Annotated in this window: 13 protein-coding genes; 6 read left to right on the top strand and 7 right to left on the bottom strand. The window is 73.3% G+C overall.

The genetic code is table 11. From position 1 onward, the window contains the following. Positions 1-366 precede the first annotated feature (366 nt). Positions 367-1338: a serine protein kinase RIO gene (locus ACWD4U_RS02940; RefSeq protein WP_363461921.1), complete on the top strand. Its 972-nt coding sequence runs from the start codon at positions 367-369 to the stop codon at positions 1336-1338. 38 nt (positions 1339-1376) lie between these two features. On the opposite strand, the gene ACWD4U_RS02935 is transcribed toward ACWD4U_RS02940, so the two are convergent. Further along, positions 1377-2249, bottom strand: a complete 873-nt coding sequence (locus ACWD4U_RS02935) for an MBL fold metallo-hydrolase (RefSeq protein ID WP_363461923.1) — start codon at positions 2247-2249, stop codon at positions 1377-1379. Positions 2250-2457: 208 nt separating this feature from the next. Between ACWD4U_RS02935 and ACWD4U_RS02930 the strand changes: the two genes are divergently transcribed. From ACWD4U_RS02930 to ACWD4U_RS02920, 3 genes are all read left to right on the top strand, one after another. After that, the gene (locus ACWD4U_RS02930; protein ID WP_363461925.1) at positions 2458-4332 is read left to right on the top strand and encodes a serine/threonine-protein kinase; all 1875 of its coding nucleotides are present in this window, start codon (positions 2458-2460) and stop codon (positions 4330-4332) included. Between the two features lie 166 nt (positions 4333-4498). Further along, complete coding sequence (locus ACWD4U_RS02925) at positions 4499-4723, top strand: hypothetical protein (protein ID WP_363461927.1); 225 nt, start codon at positions 4499-4501, stop codon at positions 4721-4723. 122 nt (positions 4724-4845) lie between these two features. Further along, complete coding sequence (locus ACWD4U_RS02920) at positions 4846-5364, top strand: RICIN domain-containing protein (protein WP_363461929.1); 519 nt, start codon at positions 4846-4848, stop codon at positions 5362-5364. Positions 5365-5371: 7 nt separating this feature from the next. On the opposite strand, the gene ACWD4U_RS02915 is transcribed toward ACWD4U_RS02920, so the two are convergent. Both ACWD4U_RS02915 and ACWD4U_RS02910 read right to left on the bottom strand, forming a co-directional pair. Further along, positions 5372-6238: an ABC transporter permease gene (locus ACWD4U_RS02915; RefSeq protein ID WP_363461931.1), complete on the bottom strand. Its 867-nt coding sequence runs from the start codon at positions 6236-6238 to the stop codon at positions 5372-5374. 103 nt (positions 6239-6341) lie between these two features. Beyond that, the gene (locus ACWD4U_RS02910) at positions 6342-9083 is read right to left on the bottom strand and encodes an alpha/beta fold hydrolase (protein WP_363461933.1); all 2742 of its coding nucleotides are present in this window, start codon (positions 9081-9083) and stop codon (positions 6342-6344) included. Positions 9084-9255: 172 nt separating this feature from the next. Here ACWD4U_RS02910 and ACWD4U_RS02905 point away from each other — a divergent pair, with 172 nt between their 5' ends. Then, positions 9256-10266 carry a mechanosensitive ion channel family protein gene (locus tag ACWD4U_RS02905; RefSeq protein ID WP_363461935.1) on the top strand — a complete coding sequence of 337 codons (1011 nt, stop codon included), beginning with the start codon at positions 9256-9258 and terminating at the stop codon, positions 10264-10266. A gap of 5 nt (positions 10267-10271) precedes the next feature. Here ACWD4U_RS02905 and ACWD4U_RS02900 read toward each other — a convergent pair whose 3' ends face one another. Together ACWD4U_RS02900 and ACWD4U_RS02895 are read right to left on the bottom strand one after the other, a co-directional pair. Further along, a complete protein-coding gene (locus ACWD4U_RS02900) occupies positions 10272-10733 on the bottom strand; it encodes a GNAT family N-acetyltransferase (protein WP_363461937.1) in 462 nt (153 codons plus the stop codon). Between the two features lies 1 nt (position 10734). Beyond that, positions 10735-11673, bottom strand: coding sequence for an RluA family pseudouridine synthase (locus tag ACWD4U_RS02895; RefSeq protein WP_363461939.1), 939 nt, complete (start codon positions 11671-11673; stop codon positions 10735-10737). 133 nt (positions 11674-11806) lie between these two features. On the opposite strand from ACWD4U_RS02895, the gene ACWD4U_RS02890 reads away from it, so the two are divergent. Next, on the top strand, positions 11807-13333 hold the full coding sequence (locus ACWD4U_RS02890) for an FMN-binding glutamate synthase family protein (protein ID WP_363461941.1): 1527 nt from the start codon (positions 11807-11809) through the stop codon (positions 13331-13333). Between the two features lie 78 nt (positions 13334-13411). Here ACWD4U_RS02890 and lspA read toward each other — a convergent pair whose 3' ends face one another. Continuing rightward, positions 13412-14092, bottom strand: coding sequence for a signal peptidase II (gene lspA, locus ACWD4U_RS02885; protein WP_449787083.1), 681 nt, complete (start codon positions 14090-14092; stop codon positions 13412-13414). Positions 14093-14211: 119 nt separating this feature from the next. Beyond that, positions 14212-14715: a TraR/DksA family transcriptional regulator gene (locus ACWD4U_RS02880; RefSeq protein WP_363449813.1), complete on the bottom strand. Its 504-nt coding sequence runs from the start codon at positions 14713-14715 to the stop codon at positions 14212-14214. Between the last annotated feature and the right edge of the window lie 162 nt (positions 14716-14877).

Below are 14877 nucleotides of genomic sequence, written 5' to 3'. Positions count from 1 at the left end.
GTGTCGATGTGCTGTGGGCGATGCTGCGTGACAAGAGGCTGTTCACCTCCGCCCCGTCGGTCACGCAGACGGCTTGACACGATCATTGAGATTCCTTCCCTATCACTCCCCATGATGGGAGGGATTCGACCTGATGGCAAACTTCAATAAATCGCTTGCGCCCTGCGCTCAGCTCACTAGGGTGTTCACGTCCGCCCGAAGTACCGGGTGCGGGCCTGACGAAGAGGAGGTGTGTCCGGATGGTTGCCGCCGTGTCGCGGCGCGCCTTCGCGTGCGCGCCATACGCCCTCCTCTTCCGTCACCTCCCCACCGGCTGACAGCGCGTCACACCGCGCCCCGGTGGGCCACTCCCCTGGAGCCACCGCAGTGCGTGAGCGCTTTGCCGACAACGATTCCTTCTCCCGTATCCGCCCCAAGGGCGCCCCTCGACGCGGCCGCCGGTCCGACCGGTTCGACGATGCCGAGGTCGAGTACTTCCCCCTCCTCGCCGACGAGTTCGGTGACTACGACGACAACGACGACGCCGACGAAGCCCCGGTCACCGACGGCCCGGCCGAGGGCGACCGCTGGTCGACCTGGGACCAGTCCACGCCGACCGAGAAGGGCCCCGAACCGCGCCCCGGCTGGGTGGTGACGGAGCTGGCCGCCGTCGACACCGAGCTCGGCATCGTGAAGACCGGCAAGGAGGCAGACGTCTTCCTGCTGGAGCGCTCCGTGCCGGGCACCGACCGCCGCACCCTGATGGCCGCCAAGCGGTACCGGGACGCGCAGCACCGCATGTTCCACCGCGACTCCGGCTACCTGGAGGGCCGCCGGCACAAGGAGTCCCGGATCAGCCGGGCGATGGAGAAGCGGACGGCGTTCGGCAAGGAGGCGATCGCCGGGCAGTGGGCGGGCGCCGAGTTCGCCGCGCTGAGCCGGCTCTGGTCGGCCGGGGTGGCGGTGCCGTACCCGGTGCAGATCACCGGGACGGAGATCCTGATGGAGTTCGTCGGCGACGAGAACGGCGTCGCCGCGCCCCGCCTCGCCCAACTCCGGGCCGAGGAGGCCGATGTCGACGACCTGTGGGCGCAGCTCGGCCGCAGCCTGTCGCTGCTCGCGCTCGGCGGGTACGCGCACGGCGACCTCTCGGCGTACAACATCCTGGTGCACCGCGGCCGCCTGGTGATCATCGACGTCCCGCAGATCGTGGACGTGGTCGCCAACCCGCGCGGCCGTTCCTTCCTGGAGCGCGACGTGCGCAACGTCGGCGCCTGGTTCACCTCCCGCGGCCTGCCGGAGCACCGGGTGGACGAGCTGGTCGCCGTCCTGGCCGCCGATGCCCGGCTGGACCGGTAGCGGCGCGTGGGCCGCGGAGCGTCACTCCTGGGTCGGCGTCACTCGTCGGGCCAGAGCACGAACCGCGGCAGCGCCGTCCGCTGCGGCTGCCCGCCGAGCGCGGTGAGCGCCTCGCGGATCTCCCGGAGGTGGCCGGGGTTCAGCTCCAGCGGCGGCTCGTCGGGCTGGTGGGTGCTCCGGATCGGGTAGTCGACGCCCGGTTCGGCGGTCATCTCGATGTGGCAGCCCAGCACGTGGGTGACGTTCCGTCGGCCGGCGAAGTCGATCAGCCGGTCGACGGTGCGGGTGAACGCCGCCCAGTCCTCGATGTACAGCCGCCCCGGGTAGACGGTGTCGCCGGTCAGCAGGAACCCGGTCCACGGGTCGAAGAAGGTGACGGCGGCCCGGTGGTGCCCGGGGGTGGCCAGGCACTCCAGCACCCGGCCGCCGAGGTCGATCCGGGCCACCGCGTCCGGGTCGGCGTCGAACCCGAAGTAGGGCCAGGCGTGTTCGATGGCCGCACCGACCAGCTCGGTGCCCGGCCGGTCCGCGAACTGCCCGTCCCCGGCGACGTGGTCGCCGTGCGGGTGGGTGTGCAGCACCAGCAGCCCGTACCCGTCCCGCGGGTGCCGCGCCAGCCACCCCTCGAGCAGCTCGTCCACCGTCCGCCGCAGCGGCAGGTACGCGGCCTCGGCGGTGGCCCCGGTGTCCACCAGCACCGCCCGCTCGTTCCCGAACAGCAGGAACAGGAACGGCGCCTCGTAGTTGACCGCCATGTTCTGACGCAGGATCACCGTGTGCTCGTCGTACGCGTACACCTGCAGCTCGGGGTCGGTGTCGTGCTTGGCCGACGGCGACCCGTGGATCCACCGCACCCCCAGCGGCCGCGCCGCGGGCCCGGCGGCGGCGAAGTCGATCGGCACGGGTTCCATGGGCGCTCCAGCGGGTCGGTCGGGTCGGATCGGCTCTGCCCTGACCGTACGTCAGTGCTCGGCCGCAGCCGAACGGTTGGGGGTGCCAACGGGGTGTAGAGTGCCGCCGGATGATGGTCAGCTCATCGGATCCGTCTTCCCATCGGACCCGTGAGCAGCCAGACTTCATTGCTGACAGGTTGTCCAGCACGCTTGGGGGAGCGGACAGATGTGGGGTCGGGGGACGGTACTCGGGGGCCGCTACGCCCTGACGGAGCGGCTCGGCAGCGGCGCGATGGGCGAGGTCTGGCGCGCCGACGACCGGGTGCTGGGCCGTCAGGTCGCGGTGAAGATCGTGCTGCCGGCGCTGATGGAGGACGAGACCTTCGCCGCCCGGTTCCGCCGCGAGGCGACCGTGCTGGCCGCGATGAACCACCGCGGCGTGGTGCACATCCACGACTACGGCGAGGACGGGTCCGACCCGACCGCGAAGACCGCCTACATCGTGATGGAACTGCTCGCCGGCGGTCCGCTGGACAAGGTCCGCGGCCGCAAGGGGAGTTACCCGCCGGACCGGGCGCTGGACGTCGCCGCGCAGGTGCTCGACGCGCTGCACGCCGCCCACCAGCAGGGCATCGTGCACCGCGACATCAAGCCGTCCAACCTGATGGTGGACCAGGACGGCCGGGTCACCGTCACCGACTTCGGCATCGCCCGCACCCTGGCCGACACCCGGATCACCACCGCCCACGCGGTGATCGGCACCGCCCTGTACATGGCCCCGGAACGCGCCGAGGGCAAGGACGCCTCGGCCGCCTCCGACCTGTACTCGGTCGGCGTGGTGCTGTACGAACTGCTGGCCGGCAAGCTGCCGTTCAACGGCGAGACGCCGCTGGAGGTGGTCCTCAAGCACGTCCGCGACCCGCTGCCGGAGCTGCCCGAGGGCGTCCCCGCGCCGGTGCGCGCGGTGGTCGCCCGGGCGCTCGCCAAGCAGCCGCAGGACCGCTACCCGGACGCCGCCGCGATGGCCGTCGCCGCCCGGCAGGCGATGTCCACCCCCGCCGGGCTCGGCGCGGTGGTGGCCCTGGCCGGCCCCGACGAGGCGTCACCCGCCGCGCCCGCCGCGCCCGCCCCGGCCGCTCCGGTGGCCGCCGAGGCGCGGACCGAGCCCACCCCGAGCCGGGACAGCCGCAACCGCCGCCGCCTGGTCGCGCTGGTCCTGCCGCTGGTGGTGGTCACCGGCGGCGTCACCGCGCACCAACTCGACCTGATGCCCTGGCAGTCCGGCCCGGGCGGCGCGGCCGTCGCCAAGTCCTCCGGCACCCCGGGCGCCACCGGCTCCCCGGTCGCCGCCACCGGCCCCTCCGCCGGCGCACCGGCCGCCGGGTCCACCGCCCCGCCCGCCACCGACGCCGCCGGGAACCCGCTGCCGCCCGGCACCCCGCCCGACGGCGCACCCGCCGCGGGCACCGGTAGCAACCCCGGCACGGGCACCGGGACGGGCAGCAACCCGGGCACCGCCGTCGGCGGCAACGCGGCGGGCGGCGGTGCGGCGGCCGGAGGTGCGGTCGGCGGCGGCGCGGCCGCGGGCGGCAACGCCGGGGGCAACGCGGGCGGTTCGGGCTCCACCACGACCACCCCGCCGAGCCAGCCCAAGCCGACCACCGCCAAGCCCACCACCCCCGCGAACGGTTGCGGCGGCTCGGGCTGGGGCCGCCTCACCAACGTCGGCGACGGCCTGGCCATCGGCCTCGGCTCGGACAGCCTCACCGCGGGCGTCTCCGTGGTGGCCGGCGGCTACACCGGGTACGGCTGGATCAAGACCACCGACGACACCGGCATGACCACCTTCACCGCCTGCAAGCCCGGCAGCACCGCCCTCGGCGTCCGCTACGCCGGGAGCCCCTCCATCGCCGAACTCGGCGGCTCCACCTCCTACGGCGACACCACGGTCTGGGCGCTGGCCGACGCCGGCAGCGGCACCTTCCAGGTCAAGTTCCCCTACGGCCCCGGCAGCTGCCTCACCGACCACGGCTCCGGCAACCAGCTCACCGTGGAGAGCTGCACCCCCGGCGCCAAGTCCCAGCTCTTCCGCTTCGGCTGACGGCCACCCGGCCCGGGACACGCACAACCTGCTGTGGGCGGTCGGGCAGACCGCGTGGTGGTACCGGCCCACGGGCACGGTCACGTCGAACCGCTGGCCGGCCCGGCCGTTGCCCGACCAGACCATCAGGCCCTGCCCGTTGCCGCAGTCGGAACTCGGGACGCCCATGCAGGCGATCACCGCGGTGCCGGAACCGGCCCGGGCCGACGACAACGTCAGCATCGACACCTCGCCGCCCTACCGGATCCAGGACGTCAACAGCGGCCAGTGTGCGTTGACCCGGGGCTACGCCGAGGGCGCTCCCGTGTTCCAGTACGTGGGCATGGGACTGGTCAACGCGTACTCGGGCAAGTGCCCGGTCATCCAGACGACTGCCGGCGACGTGCGCTGATGATCAGTCAACTACATTGCCCTGAACCTTCGTTACCTAAAGTTCGCTTTCGCACCAGCCTTCTCCCTGGCATCCTTCCGGCGGGGGGAGTTCCCTCGTACACAAACCACGAGGACATGACCATGAACAAGCTGAAGCGCGGCCTCGCCGTACTGTTCTCCGCCGCCGCCCTGGCCGCGGTTGCGGTACCGGCCCAGGCCGACGACGGGATCATCTTCGACACGTCGTTCAAGTACCAGATCCAGAACATCAACAGCGGCCAGTGCGTGGTGACCCAGGGCTACACCGAGGGCGCGCGGGCCTTCCAGTACTACTGCGACAACTACGACGACCAGAAGTGGTGGTTCCACCCCGACAGCGGCGACGTCGGCTTCCAGGTGAGCAACGAGAACAGCGCCCAGTGCCTGGAGGTCGCCGACTGGCGCACCGACAACGGTGCGCCGGTCCGGCAGTGGACCTGCACCGGCGGGGCCAACCAGAAGTGGAAGATCCGCTCCAACGGCTGGGCGGGTTGGGAACTGATCAACATGTACTCGGGCAAGTGCCTGGTGATCCAGAACCTGAACCCCGGCTCCCAGGCCTTCCAGTACGACTGCAACCCGGCCTGGATCGACCAGCTCTGGCGCCTGCGCCAGGCCTGACCCTCCGTCAGGACACCACGTCCTTGCGGGCGAAGCCGCGGAAGGCCAGCGCCAGCAGGATGACGGAGTAGGACAGCGAGAGGACGACGCCCTGCAGCATGCCGCCCCATTCGAGCTGCGGCTGCAGGGCGTCGGCCCAGGCGTACTGCCAGTGGGCGGGGAACCACTCGCGCAGGGAGCCGAGGGCGGTGACGGCGTCCAGGACGCCGGTGACGATGGAGGCGAAGACGGCGCCGCCGACCGCGCCGAGCGGGGCGTCGGTGGCGGTGGAGAGCCAGAAGGCGAGCGCGCCGACCACGATCTGGGCGAGGAAGACGTAGGCGACGGCGATCGCCAGCCGGGGCAGCGCCTCGGTCGCGGAGAGGCTGACGCCGGTGGGCAGCTTGAGGTCGCCCCAGCCGTACGCGGCGGTGCCGACCAGCAGGGCGACCGTCGGCAGCAGGACCACCGCGGCGGCGGAGAACGCCAGCGCCACGGTGAACTTGCGCACCAGCAGCCGCGCCCGCGGCACCGGCGCGGACAGCAGGTACCGCAGCGAGGACCAGCTCGCCTCGGAGGCCACCGTGTCGCCGCAGAACAGCGCCACCGGGATCACCAGCAGGAAGCCGGTGCCCATGAAGAGCAGCGTGGTGGCGAAGTTCGGCCCGGACGCGGTGGCCAGTTCGATGAAGGTGGTCCGGTCGGCGCGGTCCGGCGTGCCGCCGATCTGGAAGGCGGCCAGCACGATGAACGGCAGCACGGCGAGCACCGCGCCGACCACCAGGGTGCGGCGGCGGCGCAGCTGCCGCATCGCCTCGACCCGCAGCGGCAGCGTCCGGCTCGGCCGGTAGCCGGGCGCGGCGGTGCCCTGGGCGGGGTCCACTACGGTGCTCATGCCCACTCCTCGCTTCGCTCGTCGCGTGCTCTCGCACAACGCGCAGCCCTACTGATGAGCTCTCCCCCAGCCTTGGCGGCCGGGAGGTGCCCCCACCGCTCGCTCAAGCCGCTCCTCGGATCAGGGACAGGAAGGCGTCCTCCAGCCGTCGCTGCGGGCCGACGCCCGCCACCGGGACGCCCAGGCGCACCAGTTCGGCGGTCAGCCGGCTCGCGGGCAGCCCGTCGAGGCGGACCAGCAGCCCGCCGTCCGTCGCCTCGGCGGCGGCCACGCCGGGCAGCGCGGCCAGCTTCTCGGCGACGGCCGCCGCGCCGTCGAAGCCCGCGTCGACGGTGACCAGCAGCTGCTCGCCCGCGCCGGTGATCTCCGCGGTCGGCCCGGCGGTGACCAGGCGGCCGCGCTCCATCACCACCAGGTGGGTGCAGGACTGCTCGACCTCGGCGAGCAGGTGGCTGGAGACGATGACGGTGCGCCCGGCGGCGGCGTAACGGACCATCACCTCCCGCATCTCGCGGATCTGCGGCGGGTCCAGCCCGTTGGTCGGCTCGTCGAGGATCAGCAGGTCGGGCAGGCCCAGCATGGCCTGGGCGATGGCCAGGCGCTGCCGCATGCCCTGCGAGTAGGTGCGCACCGCCCGCTCCAGCGCGTCGCCGAGCCCGGCGATCTCCAGCGCCTCGGCGAAGTGCGCGTCCTCGACCGGACGGCCGGTGGCCGCCCAGTACGACTCCAGGTTGGCCCGGCCGGAGAGGTGCGGCAGGAACCCGGCGCCTTCGACGAACGAGCCGACCCGGGAGAGCACCGGCGCCCCGGGCCGCACCGCGTGCCCGAACACCCGGATCTCGCCCTCGTCGGGCCGGATCAGGCCCATCAGCATCCGCAGCGTGGTGGTCTTGCCCGCGCCGTTCGGCCCGAGCAGGCCGAGCACCTGCCCGGCCTCCACCCGCAGCGACAGCTCGCGCACCGCGTACCGGTCGGCCGAGCCCCGGTAACGCTTCGACAGGCCGGTGATCTGCAGCGGCACGTCGGCCAGCGCCGGGTCCGGCGCGGGCACCGCGTCGCGCCGCCGGCGGCCGAACACCAGCAGTGCGCCGATCGCCAGCGCGACCAGCGGCAGCACCCAGGTGCGGGCGGGCAGCGGCGCGGACTCGGTGGTCAGCCCGTCGACGGTCGGCAGGCTCAGCGGCCCGGCGGCGGCCACCCGGTAGGTGGCGGCCTGCGCGGGCGTGGCGTACGCCAGGTCGGTGCTGGCCAGCACCAGCCGCAGCCGGTGCCCGGCCGGGAAGTCGTGGTCGACGGCGGGCAGCCGCACCTGCACCGTCCGCCCGCCGGGGGCGTCGGCGCCGGTCACCCGCAGCGGGGCGACCAGTTGCTGCGGCAGCGACTGCTTGCCGTCCGCGCCCACGTCGTACAGCTTGGCGAACAGCACCGCCTCCGGGGTGTCCGCCTGGACGTGCACCGAGACGGTCGGCGCACCGGTCAGGTGCAGCGAGGTCGCCAGCGGCTGGGAGTCGAAGCCCGCGAACTGCCCGGGGAAGTCCAGCGCCAGGCCCGCGCCCACCGAGGAGAGCTGCGCCAGCGCCCCGATGCCGGGCAGCGTGGAGATGTTCGGCGGCGCGCCGCCCGGCGGGTTGGCGATGGCCTGCTCACGGCCCGTCAGCTCGACGCTGCGCCGCGCGGTACCGTCCAGGCCGGGGTAGGCGTCGGCGTCCGCGCCGCGCAGCACCGCCTGGAAGCCGGTGGAGTCCACCCCGCCGGTGCGGGTGACCCGGAACGCGGGGCCGGTGCCGTTCGAGGCGCCCTTCAGGTAGTGGTCGAACCAGGCGGTCACCCGGGCGTCGGCCCGGGTGCTGGTCTCCTGCCCGCCGTCGTGGCCGGCGCCGAACCAGTCCACCGCCACCGGCGCGCCGTTCGCCGCCACCGCCCGGGCGATCGCGTCGCCCTGGTCGAGCGGGAAGAGCGAGTCCTGCTGACCCTGCGTCACCAGGGTCGGCACCTTGATCCGCGACGCCACCGAGGACGGGCTGGAGCGCTCCAGTACCGCCACCGCGTCGGCGTCCGGCCGCCCGCTCGCCGCGACCCGGTTGTACATCGCGCACAGCTCGTCCTGGAACCGTCCGCAGCCCACCGGGCCCGGCTCCGGCGAGCGCCCCGCCGCGCCCGGCCCGCCGGTGGCGGAGGCCGAGCCGGTCGTGAAGAAGATCCCGGCCCACAGCTTCTTGAACACCCCGTCGGCCGCCGAGGAGCCCTGCGCGGCCTGCGGGAACAGCGCGTCCGCCAGGTTCCACCAGGTGATCTGCGGCGCGATCGCGTCGATCCGGGTGTCGTACCCGGCCGCCAGCAGCGACACCGCGCCGCCGTACGACGCGCCGGTGACGCCCACCCGCGGGTCGCCCGCGCCGTCCAACTGCACCTCGGGGCGCTGCGCCAGCCAGTCCACCAGCCGGGAGACGTCCGCGACCTCGCGCTCCGGCTGGTTCAGCCCGATCCGCCCGGTGGAGTGCCCGAAGCCGCGCGCCGACCAGGTCAGCACCGCGTACCCGGCGCGGGCCAGCTCCTCGGCCCGCGCCCGCTCGTCGTCCTTCGACCCGCCGAAGCCGTGCGCCAGCAGCACCGCCGGGCGCCGCTCCGAGCCGCCGGAGGTGAAGAAGGAGGTGTCGATCCGCACGGTCTGCGCGCTGCCCGCGACCTCCGGCAGCTCCAGGAACCGGTCCTCCCGGTGCACCGCGGCCGGCTCGCCGGCCATCGCGACCGCGCCACCGCCGACCAGCAGCGCAGCGACCACTACGGCCGCCACCGCCGCCCTACGACGTGTCAGCCACCCGCGCCACGCCCCACCGAAGCCCATGACCGGTGATCCTAACCGCGCCGCTAGTAGGGGATCCGTTAGGGCGGGTCCTTCGCATCACGCCGGGCGGCCGGTCCCGCCCGCCGCTCCCGAACACCCGCAATCCACCGCGATATGGTGCAAATCCCCCACCGTCCGGTCCCGCACCGCCCAGCGCCCCGCGAGGTGACCCGTGTTCTGGCCGCTCGCCAGCCTGCTCACCGCCGTGCTGGCCACCCTCTTCGCCGGCTGGCTGGTCGACCAGGTCCTGCAGAAGCTCTCCGTGCGACACCCCGACACGCCGGTCTGGGCGCTGCTCCGGCGGTGCCGCGTCCCGCTCCAACTGGTGCTGCTGTCGGTCCTGTTGCTCGCCGTGCAGCCGGTCCGGAAGATCTTCCACACCGAGGACGACGACATCCGCCACGGCGTCCTGCTGGTGCTGATCGCCAGCCTCGGGTGGCTCACTGTCCGGGTCCTGGCCGCCGTGCTGGAGACGGTCTTCCGCCGCTACGAGACGGTCACCGAGGACGCCTCCCGGGTGGGGCGGGTGCGCACCCAGCTCGGCCTGGTCCGCCGGGTCGGCTCCGCGGTGGTCGTGGTGGTCACGGTCGGCGCGATGCTGCTGACCTTCGACGCGATGCGCACCGTGGGCGCCAGCCTGCTCGCCTCGGCCGGCATCATCGGCATCGTCGCGGGCATCGCCGCCCAGTCCGCGCTCGGCAACTTCTTCGCGGGACTGCAGATCGCCTTCAGCGACACCGTCCGGATCGGCGACACCGTCGTCCTGGAGGGGCAGCAGGGCACCGTCGAGGAGATCACCCTCTCCTACCTGGTGCTCCGGCTGTGGGACCACCGCCGCCTGGTCGTCCCGGTCTCCTACTTCGTCTCGAAGCCGTTCGAGAACTGGACCCGCCGCGACCCGGGTCTGCTCGCCTGGGTGCTGCTCCACGTCGACCACCGCACGCCGGTCGAGGCGCTGCGCACCGAGCTCAAACACCACCTGGACAGCACCGACCTGTGGGACGGCCAGGAGTGGTCCCTGACCGTCACCGACAGCACGCCGTCCACCATCGTGGTCCGCGCCATGATGACCGCCCGCAGCCCGGACGACGCCGCGGCCCTCAAACTGGCCGTCCGGGAGTACCTGCTGGCCCACCTGAGGGACCGTCACCCGGAGGCGCTGCCCCGGGTGCGGACCGAGTAGGGCGCCTACAGCACCCGGGTCATGGTCCGGTGCGCGATGCCCGCGTCCTGGTAGACCGGGCCCTCGGCCGCGTAGCCGAGCCGCTCGTAGAAGCCCGGCGCCGCGACCTGGGCGTGCAGCTCCAGCGTGACGGCACCGCGTTCCCGGCCCTGCTCCTCGACCGCGCGCACCAGCCGCGCCCCGAGCCCGGTGCCGCGGGCGGACCGCACCACGGCGAGCCGGACGAGCAGCACCCGGTCGGCGACGCCGCCGGTGACCTCCAGCGCCTGCGCGCGCGAGATCAGCCGGGCGGTGCCGAGCGCCGCGCCGTCCGCCCCGGTCGCCAGCAGGTGCAGCGAGGTCGCGTCGTACGCGTCGTACTCCAGCTCCTCGGGGACGTTCTGCTCCTCGACGAACACCTCGCGCCGCACGGCGCGCACCAGCGCCAGTTCGTCCTCGGTGCCCGCGACCCGGATCTCGACGGTCATGTCAGCTCTCCGCCGCGATCACGTCGAGCGCGTTCTGCAGGTCCTCGGGGTAGCTGCTGGTGAACTCCACCCAGCGGCCGTCCTCGGGGTGCTCGAAGCCCAGCGACACGGCGTGCAGCCACTGCCGGGTCAGGCCGAGCCGCTTGGCCAGCGTCGGGTCGGCGCCGTAGGTGAGGTCGCCCACGCACGGGTGCCGCAGCGCGGACATGTGCACCCGGATCTGGTGGGTGCGGCCGGTCTCCAGCTTGATGTCGAGCAGCGAGGCGGCGCGGTAGGCCTCGATCAGGTCGTAGTGGGTGACCGACGGCTTGCCGTCGCGGGTGACCGCCCACTTCCAGTCGCTGCTGGGGTGTCGGCCGATCGGCGCGTCGACGGTGCCGGACAGCGGGTCGGGGTGGCCCTGGACGAGCGCGTTGTAGCGCTTCTCGGTGACCCGGTCGTGGAACTGGCGCTTCAGGTCGGTGTAGGCGCGCTCGGACTTGGCGACCACCATGATCCCGGAGGTGCCGACGTCGAGGCGGTGCACCACGCCCTGGCGCTCGGCGGCGCCCGAGGTGGAGATCCGGTAGCCGGCCGCGGCCAGACCGCCGATCACGGTGGTGCCGGTCCAGCCGGGGCTGGGGTGGGCGGCGACGCCGACCGGCTTGTCGATGACCACGATGTGCTCGTCGTCGTGGATGATCCGCATGCCCTCGACGGCCTCGGCGACGATCTGCACCGGCGCGGCGGGCGCCGGGATCTCCACCTCCAGCCAGGACCCGGCGGTGACCCGGTCCGACTTCCCGGCCACCGCGCCGTCCAGGGTCACCTTGCCGTCGGCGGCCAGCTCGGCGGCCTTGGTGCGGGAGAACCCGAACATCCGGGCCAGGGCGGCGTCCAGCCGCTCGCCCTCCAGGCCGTCGGGAACGGGGAGGCTACGGGTCTGCGCTGCGATACTCACCCACCCGAGTATGCCCGACCCGCACCTGCCCCCCTGGCCGCAGCCCGGTCCGCCGGGCCTCCTAGCATCGGCTCGCACCACCGTACGACGGCTCCGTCAACGGGGACGGGCCGGACCCGAGGGGGGAACGTCCATGAAAGCCCGCACGATCGGCACCGCCGCCGCGGCCGCGGTGGCCGCGCTCGCGGCCCGCGACCTCGTGCAGAAGCGGCACGCGCTGCTCCGGAACTTCCCGGTCGTCGGACACGCCCGGTACCTGCTGGAGCGGATCGGCCCGGAGCTGCGGCAGTACATCGTGACCTCCAACGAGGAGGAGCGGCCGTTCAGCCGCGACCAGCGCACCTGGATCTACGCGTCGGCGAAGGAGGAGAACAACTACTTCGGCTTCGGCACCGAGGTCGACGTCGCGCACGCCCAGGGCCGCGCCTACCTGAAGCAGCGCACCTTCGCCGGGGCGCTGCCCGACGCGCACGACCCGCAGGCGGCACTGCCCTCGGCCAAGGTGCTGGGCGGGCCGCGCGGCCGCGCCAGGGCGTTCCGGCCGGGCAGCGTGGTGAACATCTCCGCGATGAGCTTCGGCTCGCTCTCCGGCGCGGCGATCACCGCGCTCAACGAGGGCGCGGCACTGGCCGGCGCGATGCACAACACCGGCGAGGGCGGCCTCTCCCCGTACCACCGGCGCGGCGGCGACCTGGTCCTGCAGCTGGGCACCTCGTACTTCGGCTGCCGCAACGAGGACGGCAGCTTCAACCTCGACAAGCTCAAGGACGTGGTCGCCGGCGCCCCGGTCCGGGCGATCGAGATCAAGCTCTCCCAGGGCGCCAAGCCGGGCCTCGGAAGCATGCTGCCCGGCGCGAAGGTGACCCCGGAGATCGCCGCGATCCGCGGCATCCCGGCCGGAAAGGACTGCGCCTCGCCCTCGCGGCACAGCGCGTTCGGCGACGTCGACTCGATGCTGGACTTCGTCGAGCTGCTCGCCGCCGAGACCGGCCTGCCCGTCGGGATCAAGAGCGCGGTGGGCGAGCTGGACTTCTGGCAGGAGCTCGCGGGCCTGATGGCGCGCGGCGACCGCGGCGTCGACTTCGTGACCGTCGACGGCGGCGAGGGCGGCACCGGCGCGGCGCCGCGGATCTTCGCCGACTCGGTGTCCCTGCCGTTCCGGATGGGCTTCTCCCGGGTCTACGGCACCTTCGCCGAACTCGGGCTCACCGACGAGCTGACCTTCATCGGCTCCGGCAAGCTCGGTCTGCCGGAGAACGCCGCGGTGGCCTTCGCCCTCGGCGTCGACATGATCAACGTGGCGCGCGAGGCGATGCTGTCGATCGGCTGCATCCAGGCCCAGAAGTGCCACACCGACAAGTGCCCGACCGGCATCGCCACCCAGAACCCGTGGCTGGCCCGCGGCCTCGACCCGGAGTCGAAGGCCACCCGCGCCGCCGTCTACCTGCGCACCCTGCGCAAGGAGCTGACGAAGGTCTCCTCCGCCCTCGGCGTCGCCCACCCGGCCCTGATCACGGCCGAGGACGTCGAGGTCATGAACGGCGACTACGAGGCCCGCACGCTGGCCGGCGTCTACGGCTACAAGGAGGGCTGGGGCACCCTCGGCCCCGAGCTCGCCGCGGAGATCACGGCCCTGGTGACCGGCCGCCCGGTCGGCTGAGCCGCACCCGGACCCGAAACGGCTCCGCCCCGCCCACCGACGAGACGTCGGTGGGCGGGGCGGAGCCGTTTCGGGTTCTCAGGCCTGGTGCCCGTCCCCGTCGTCGCCGGGCTCCTCCGCCTTGGCGGCCGGTGCGCCGTGGACGGTGCCGTCCGGGTTGGAGCCGCGGAAGGAGAGCAGCACCACCAGGATGCCGCCGCAGACGATCGCCGAGTCGGCGAGGTTGAAGACGGCGAAGTGCTGGACCGAGATGAAGTCCACCACGTGGCCGCGGAAGACGCCGGGGGTGCGGAACAGCCGGTCGGTGAGGTTGCCGAGCGCGCCGCCGAGCAGCAGGCCGAGCGCGATCGCCCAGGGCAGGCTGTAGAGCTTGCGGGCGATCCGCCAGATCACCACGATGACGCCGGCCGCGATGGCGGTGAACAGCACGGTCATCGCCTGCCCCATGCCGAACGCGGCGCCGGGGTTGCGGATCACCTGGAAGGTCATCCAGTCGCCGATGACCCGGATCGGCGAGTGGCCCTCCAGCTTGGCGACCACCAGCAGCTTGGAGCCGAGGTCGATCAGGTACGCGATGAGCGCGACCACCAGCAGCAGGCTGATCCGGCGCCGGCGGACGACCGCGCGCGCCCCGTCGGCGGCGGTGGCGCCGCCCGCCGGGAGGTCCTCGGCGGGGTTCACCGACTCACCGCCCTCGGGCTGCCGGGCGGTGGGGACGGCGTCGTCCTGGGTCTGGGGGGAACCTGGAGTGCTGATGATCCGCTCCGCTGCCGTGTGGAAAGCCGGTCGACGTTACGGGGACGAGGGTACGGCACCGCCCGCCCCCGTGGCCGCCGCGCGCGGTGAATCCCGGTCACCGGAGCGTCACCGGACCCGGGTCAGCGGCGCTCCTGCTTCGCCTTGCAGCTGACGCAGAGCGTGGCCCGCGGGAAGGCCTGCAGGCGGGCCTTGCCGACCGGCTGGCCGCAGGACTCGCACAGGCCGAAGCCGGCGCCCTCCAGCCGGGCCAGCGCGCGCTCGGTCTGGGCGAGGCTGTCGCGGGCGTTGCTGGCGAGCGCGAGCTCGCTCTCCCGGTTGATGTTCTTGGTGCCGGCGTCGACCTGGTCGTCGCCCGCGCCGTCGTTGGAGTCGCGCATCAGGCCCGCGACGGCGGCCTCGGAGGCCTCGATCTCGGCGCGCAGCCGGAGCAGGTCGGAGGCGAGCTCGTCGTGCAGCTCGGCGACCTCGGCGGCGGTCCAGGACTCCTCGCCCGGGCGGACCGGCAGCTCCGCCGGGTCGACCGACTCGGCGCCGCGGGCGCCACTGCCCGCGGGCACGTGGCCGCGGCTCGTCGCCGCGGTGTGTCCGGTGGTCGTGCCGGTCTTTCGCCGTGCAGTGCTCACGGTCCCCTCCCCTGGGTCGCCTGCCACGGCCTTGCGCGACCTCTTGGTCACGGTTCCTGTCGCCTTCTCAGCCATGGCTTTCGACCTCATTCACGAATGATCAGAAGCGTCGGTTCCCGACGATCTTGCCGGTCCGGGAACGATAAACCTCATCGAATCAGC

This window comes from Kitasatospora sp. NPDC002522 (assembly GCF_053595195.1).
Note: the sequence above shows the minus strand (reverse complement) of the source record. Positions and strands in the feature narration are given on the sequence as shown.